Origin of the sequence: Tissierella praeacuta, assembly GCF_040396155.1 — a bacterium.
Classification (GTDB): Bacteria; Bacillota; Clostridia; order Tissierellales; family Tissierellaceae; genus Tissierella; species Tissierella praeacuta_A.
The window spans coordinates 23,917-30,378 of record NZ_JBEBOY010000041.1 but is presented as its reverse complement, the minus strand read 5'-3'; the positions used below and the strand labels follow the sequence as shown (position 1 = coordinate 30,378).

5 protein-coding genes are annotated in these 6,462 nt (G+C 31.1%); all 5 read left to right on the top strand.

Going from position 1 to position 6,462, the window contains the following annotated elements:
- The first annotated feature begins 205 nt into the window (after positions 1-205).
- Positions 206-1,279, top strand: a complete 1,074-nt coding sequence (locus ABWP20_RS15430) for a D-alanine--D-alanine ligase (RefSeq protein WP_353096989.1) — start codon at positions 206-208, stop codon at positions 1,277-1,279.
- Between the two features lie 5 nt (positions 1,280-1,284).
- Positions 1,285-2,661 carry a UDP-N-acetylmuramoyl-tripeptide--D-alanyl-D-alanine ligase gene (locus ABWP20_RS15425; RefSeq protein ID WP_353096988.1) on the top strand — a complete coding sequence of 459 codons (1,377 nt, stop codon included), beginning with the start codon at positions 1,285-1,287 and terminating at the stop codon, positions 2,659-2,661.
- A 414-nt stretch (positions 2,662-3,075) separates the two neighbouring features.
- On the top strand, positions 3,076-3,759 hold the full coding sequence (locus tag ABWP20_RS15420) for a hypothetical protein (RefSeq protein ID WP_353096987.1): 684 nt from the start codon (positions 3,076-3,078) through the stop codon (positions 3,757-3,759).
- 203 nt (positions 3,760-3,962) lie between these two features.
- On the top strand, positions 3,963-5,534 hold the full coding sequence (locus ABWP20_RS15415) for a hypothetical protein (protein ID WP_353096986.1): 1,572 nt from the start codon (positions 3,963-3,965) through the stop codon (positions 5,532-5,534).
- Between the two features lies 1 nt (position 5,535).
- Positions 5,536-6,369: a beta/alpha barrel domain-containing protein gene (locus ABWP20_RS15410; RefSeq protein ID WP_353096985.1), complete on the top strand. Its 834-nt coding sequence runs from the start codon at positions 5,536-5,538 to the stop codon at positions 6,367-6,369.
- The last annotated feature ends 93 nt before the right edge of the window (positions 6,370-6,462 follow it).

The following is a 6,462-nucleotide window of genomic DNA, read 5'->3' as shown; positions in this document are numbered from 1 at the left end:
TAATTATTGTATCGTGTTAAACTTTTTGTGTCCATACTTATATACTAACACCAAAGTTAATATCAATTATAGTAAACTTAACTGCTTTATTAATTAATAGTTTAACATTTATTGTAATAGAATTGTAAGATAATTTTAAGTTATTTAAAAGCAGATTGTGATATAATCTATTAATAAAGTGATGTTTAAAAATAGGAGGTAAGATATGAAAACAAATATTTACGTATTGTGTGGTGGAAAATCAGTAGAACATGATATATCACTTAGAAGTGCTTCAGCGATAATTAATGCTATAGATAGAGAGAAATATAACGTTTATCCAATTTATATCACTAATGAAGGTTCTTGGTGCAGTTTAGGTCTATTAGAAGGAAAAGTTAATAATCCAGATGAATTAAGACGCAATAGTTCTTCTGAAGTAGCGCTTTCAATAGGAGAATTTCTAACTAATACCCTTAAAAACAATGAAAAAAATCTAGTTTTTCCAGCTCTTCATGGTCCTAATGGTGAAGACGGTACTATACAAGGATTTCTAGAACTATTAGATATCCCCTATGTAGGAAATGAAGTTCTATCTTCTGCCATAGCAATGGACAAATCCGTTACTAAAGACTTATTTTCCAAATATGGTATTCCTCAAGTAGATTATATTGCTGTTAAACTACATACTTGGAAAGAAGATGAAGAAAAATCTTATGAAACAGTTGAAAAAGAAATTGGCTACCCATGTTATGTAAAACCATCTAATGGCGGCTCTAGTGTAGGTATTAGCAAGGCTGAAACCCGAGAACAACTAAAGAAATCTTTTAAAGAAGCTTTTGTTTTTGATAATAAAATAATCATTGAAAAAGAGCTAGTTGCTCGAGAAATGCAAATTTCTGTAGTAGGCAATGATTATCCAAAAGTTTCTGTACCTGGTGAATTTATTATGGAGAGAGCTTTTTTTGACTATAATGCTAAATATATAGATGGTAAATTGATACCTGTAATACCAGCTAGATTAGAACCAGAGATTAGTGACAAAGTAAGAGAAACTGCAATCAATGCTTTTAAGATATTAAGCTGTCATGGTCTTGCTAGAGTAGATATATTTGTTACAGATGAAAATGAAATATTTGTTAATGAAGTAAATACTATGCCTGGTTTTACAGCTGTAAGTATGACTCCAGTTTTATGGGGAGCTACTGATGGCACTACTTATGAGCAGTTAATTGAAAGGTTAATTGAATTATCTCTAGAGAGATATGAACAAAAAAAAGCTATAGTAAATATGAGGTGAAAATTTTGATAACAAGAAGTCTAAGAGAAGTCCAAAAAATGTGTGGTGGATCTGGATTACAAAACCAATATGAAGATATTATGATTAAAGGTGTTTCTACAGATTCAAGAAGTATAAGTTCTGGTCAATTGTTTATACCCCTAGTAGGAGAAAATTTTAATGGACACGATTTTATTACTATGGCCATGGGAAAAGGTGCTGTAGCAAGCTTATGGAATAAAAGTGAGCCTATACCAAATAGTGACTTCCCTTTTATATTCGTTGATGACACAACGGCAGCTCTTCAACAACTGGCAAAATCCTATCGTGAAGAATTAAATACAAAAGTAATAGGTATTACAGGAAGTAATGGAAAAACTTCTACTAAAGACATCCTAGCAAGTCTTTTAAAAACCCAGTATAAAACCCATAAAACCATAGGTAATTTTAATAATTATATTGGATTGCCTCTTACTATTTTGTCTATGGATGAAGATACAGAGATGGCAGTTCTTGAAATGGGAATGGATAATTTTGGACAAATTGAATTATTAACTTCTATTGCTAAACCTGATGCCGCTGTAATTACTAATATAGGCGAGGCACATTTAGAGGGTTTAAAAACTAGGGAAAATATTGCAAAAGCGAAACTAGAAATATTAAAAGGATTAAAACCTCATAATCTCTTCCTTTATTATGGAGACGATTCTATGTTAAAAAAAGAAGTGGACAATGTTGCTGCTGATTATGAAGTTAAAACCTTTGGTACTGAGAAATCTAATGATTATCAGCCTAAGGTAATCTTTATAAATGAAACTGGAGATTCTTTCTTTTTAAAGGAACCAGTTTCACCTGAATTCTTTTTACCTATGTTAGGAGAGCATCAAGTACTTAATGCCACAGCAGCCATAGCAGTAGCTCAATATTTCGGTATTTCTTTCGAAAATATTAAAGAAGGTCTTTTAAATGTGGAAAAGACTGGAATGAGAAATGAATTAGTAAAAGGAAATGGATTTACTATTTTAAACGATTCTTATAAATCCAACCCATCTTCTGTTTTAGCAGCATTAGATACTATGTATTCTATGTCAGGATACAGTCAAAAGATTGCTGTTCTCGGTGATATGTTAGGTATAGGAGATAATGAAGTAAATATGCATAAAGATATTGGTTTAAAAATCAATCCTAAAGAAATTGATTATATATTTACTTTTGGCGACTTAGCAGAATATATTGCTGATACTGCTAAACCTAGATTTGATAAAAATAAAGTCTTGTCCTTTAATAGTAAATCTGACTTAATTAAAAAGGTTAAGGAAGTCGTAAAACCTAATGCCTTGGTTTTAGTAAAGGCCTCAAGACCTTTAGCAATGGAAGAAGTAGTTGAGGCTTTAGTTAATTAAGAATAATAATGCTGTAACAATTCTTTATTTTGTTACAGCATTATTTTTGCCATCATAGTTGTTATATACAAAAGTCTTTTCAAGAGAATATATCTTCACTATCCTTTGTATTAATGTCTACCTCACTACTTTTCAGTGTTTTTTAATCTTAGATTGGTTATTAGACAATATCTCCTCTGTTAAATCATCTATTGTGTATTTTTTTACACCTAATACCTAGTTATATTGAAACTCTCAAGACCTTTAGCAATATAAGAGCTTTCATTAATTAAAAAAATATATTATTCATAATAACCACCTGGAAATAATTATATAAATATCAAAAATATTGTTAAATTATAAATTAATGGGTATATAAGAAATGAGACAACCTATTTTAGTTACAAACAATATTATAAAAGGATGGTGGAGGTTATGAAAAAAATTTTTACTGCATTAACATTATCTTTATTATTAATAGGTTTTAGCACTGGGTTTGTCTATGCTGAAACTGATATTATCCCCAAGGATGTCAACGAAGTTCTCAAAGAATTGGAGAAAATACCAGATAGTCTAACAAATATTAAAGAAGACATCAATAATCCTGAACTAGAGAACGCCATTGAAGAGGTCTTAGAACTTCAAGAGGATACTCCTTCAACCCTAGAAAAAATAGATGCATTCTATGAAAGGAGTTCCAAGATAGTAAAAAACATAGCAGATATCGTAGAAAGACAATATAATGGTAAAAAACAACTTGTTCTAAATACAAAGGAAGTTTATGAATTATCTGCTGAATTACAGAAAAATTTAACAAGTACTAGATTAGAAATGACAGATATTATTAAAGATAAAGATAGAAAAATTGATGCGCAAACCTATACTGAAATACGAAAAACTACTGATACCTTAAAGAAGGAAATCAAGGAAAACGATTATATTATAGGTGAAATAGCTAAGGAAACTAAAAATTATATAGTATTAGTAAAGAATAAAAACTTTAAAGGTGCAATAAAATCATTTGAGAAAATATTATCTCTCCAAGACCAACAGATTAAATTACTTAAAATTATAAACAAAAATGTAGAAACTCTTAACAATATACTTATAAATGCTTAATAAAAATCCACTGGTATTTTAAAATACCAGTGGATTTTTATTAAGCATTTAAGGAAATCTGGAAAGTTTAATTGAACTATGAGATTATTCATAATATAAGTATTAAATTTCTAATATATTCTGTAATTATCAAAAAAGCTATTGAATTGTACGTACATTTATATTAATATAAATGTACGTACAATTATAGAGGAGGTAATATTATGAAAAAAATTGCCATTCTAGGTAGTAGTGGAGGAAATCTTTATAATTTAGGAGGAAAGGAACCTCTTAAACTACTTGGAGAAATTGAAACACAATGTAAATCGGCAGGTATTGAAATTAAAGAAATTCAATTTATTGGAGCTAAAGCTTCAATGGACAATGTAAATAAGGATACACCTACTAGGCTATATACTTGGGATTCTGCCCAAAATAAAATAGCTTCCTCTGAAGAAAAATCTCTTTCAGAAATTAACACTATGTCAGAAGAAAAGGATATGGCCATAGCAAAAAAGATTAATGATGAAAAAATAGATGGTCTAATTTTAATGAGTTCTGATCCACAGAATACAAATAAACATTCAATTAAAGCAGCAATAAATAAGAAAATTCCTATAGTAGGTACTGGCGGTACATCTATGGCTACTATCCAATCCTTAGGAGGCAATGTTATCGCCACTTCTGGTACTACTGGTACAACAAATAGAACTAGAGCTGTAGCTTCTGTACAATCTTTAAGTAAATATTGGGGAATTAAATACAAGCCAACTATAGGAGGTTCCTCAAGTAGTATAGATTCTACAGATGATAATGTATTCCAAAGAATTAGTTTTAGGGGAATAATGATGTCTGCACTGCCTGGATTTATTGCAATGGCATTAGTTCTTGCATTAAGCAAAATTCCGGCATTTAGTAGTCTAGGCGATATATTTAATATCTTAATCCAAGGTCTACCTGTTATAGTAGCTGCAATCGCAGCAAAACAAGTATCTGGGCTTGATGAAGTTGGAATAGTTGCCGGTGTAATTACAGGTATGCTTTCCTCTAAAGGCGGATTAATTGGAGGACTAATAGGTGGTATCTTAGCGGGTATCCTAGCTATCTATTTAATTAGACTTGCTTTAAGTTGGAATTTTCCAGGAACAACAGCTAATATAGTTTCTGGAGGGTTATCTGGGCTAATTGCTGGATTAATAGTTTATTTCTTAATATCACCAATTACTCTAATGCTAGGTAATGGTATACGATCAATAATTGAAGCCACAGTTAACTTTAGTCCAATTCTAGCTGGTGGAGTAGCTGGATTATTGATTTGGCCTGCAATAATAGGAGGAGTATATCATGCAGCAATACTGCCAATTGTTTTATTAGAAATGGAAACAACTGGAGCAAGTTTCTTAGGAGCTATTGATATGACAGGATTAGTAATGGTTTCAGCAGGCATTACTTTAGCCAATATTCTATTTCCAAAGCAAAAATCTGAAGCGGCTATTGCAGCACCAGGATTTTTCATTAATATAGCATTTGGTACATTTGTTGAAGCAGCATATCCTTTTATGTTTTCAGATAAATTAGTATTTGTAGGTGCAATAATATCAGCTGCATTATCAGGTATATCAGTAGGATTATTTAATCTTCATGGTACTGCCTATGTACCTTCCATTACTGCGCCGGCACTATCAAATAACCCATTTGGATTCTTAGTTAGTATGTTAGTAGGATTAATTTCATCTTTTATAATTACAGTAATAGCTAATAAAATTAATAAATCAAAAATCAATAAGGAGGCATAATATGTTTACATCAGATATGGAAAGTAAAAGAAAAAGAGGTTTAAACAAAGTTTTAAATGCAATAAAATTACATGGAGGAACTACAATATTAAGTACAGGAATAACTGGAGATGATGCAAGACTTGCAAAAGCAGTAGTTGACTCAGGAGTAAAATTAATAGAACCTAATCATCCAGCAGTAGCTTTGGCAAGAGGATTTAAAGGTGTTACAAATATGCATGATGCAGAACAAATACGTCATGAGTTACCAATTATTGAAATGATAAAAGTTACTGAAGGTGTAAGAAATGTAGTGGGTCAAGATGTATTTATAACTGTAGGAATACCAGGTGGTTTCCATGAATTAGTACCAGTAGAAATATCAGATGAAGTCTTTATTGACTTATCTAAAGCAGGTGCTGATGGACTTCACATCCATAAATCTAGTTTAAAGGATTTAGAAGAAGTAGTAAATAAAGCTCATAAATATGGACTGCTTATAGACGCATATATTGGACATCCTGATGACCTGCATACTTTTGGATTACCCGCTAGAACTCCTGAAGAAGTCGCTAAAGTTGCTAAGGATATGGAAAGTATAGGGGTTGACTTTATAGGGCTTATGACTGGAATGAGCTACGAAGGAGCGGATGCTGGGGAAATTCATCCAGTTGTTAAAGAAAGACTCCACGCTTTAGTAGAATCAGTAAAGGTTCCTACATTGGCAGAAGGTGGTATAAATCTAAGTAATTTTAAAGCATTTTCAAATACAGGAGTTAATATTCTAGTAGTGGGTACTGCCATTGATGATGCAGCAAGAATGGCTGTACAAGATGTAGTTAAAAGATTTATCTAATAGTAAATAAAAAAGACTGTGAACTAGCATATAAATAGATGCTAGTTCACAGTCTTTTTTATATAGATTCCAAAATACTATTTTAGAATACTT

What these genes read in the sequence shown, in the direction of transcription:
- ABWP20_RS15410 (WP_353096985.1), top strand. Translation starts at nt 5,536, where the DNA reads ATGTTTACATCAGATATGGAAAGTAAAAGAAAAAGAGGTTTAAACAAA.
- ABWP20_RS15420 (WP_353096987.1), top strand. Translation starts at nt 3,076, where the DNA reads ATGAAAAAAATTTTTACTGCATTAACATTATCTTTATTATTAATAGGT.
- ABWP20_RS15415 (WP_353096986.1), top strand. Translation starts at nt 3,963, where the DNA reads ATGAAAAAAATTGCCATTCTAGGTAGTAGTGGAGGAAATCTTTATAAT.
- ABWP20_RS15430 (WP_353096989.1), top strand. Translation starts at nt 206, where the DNA reads ATGAAAACAAATATTTACGTATTGTGTGGTGGAAAATCAGTAGAACAT.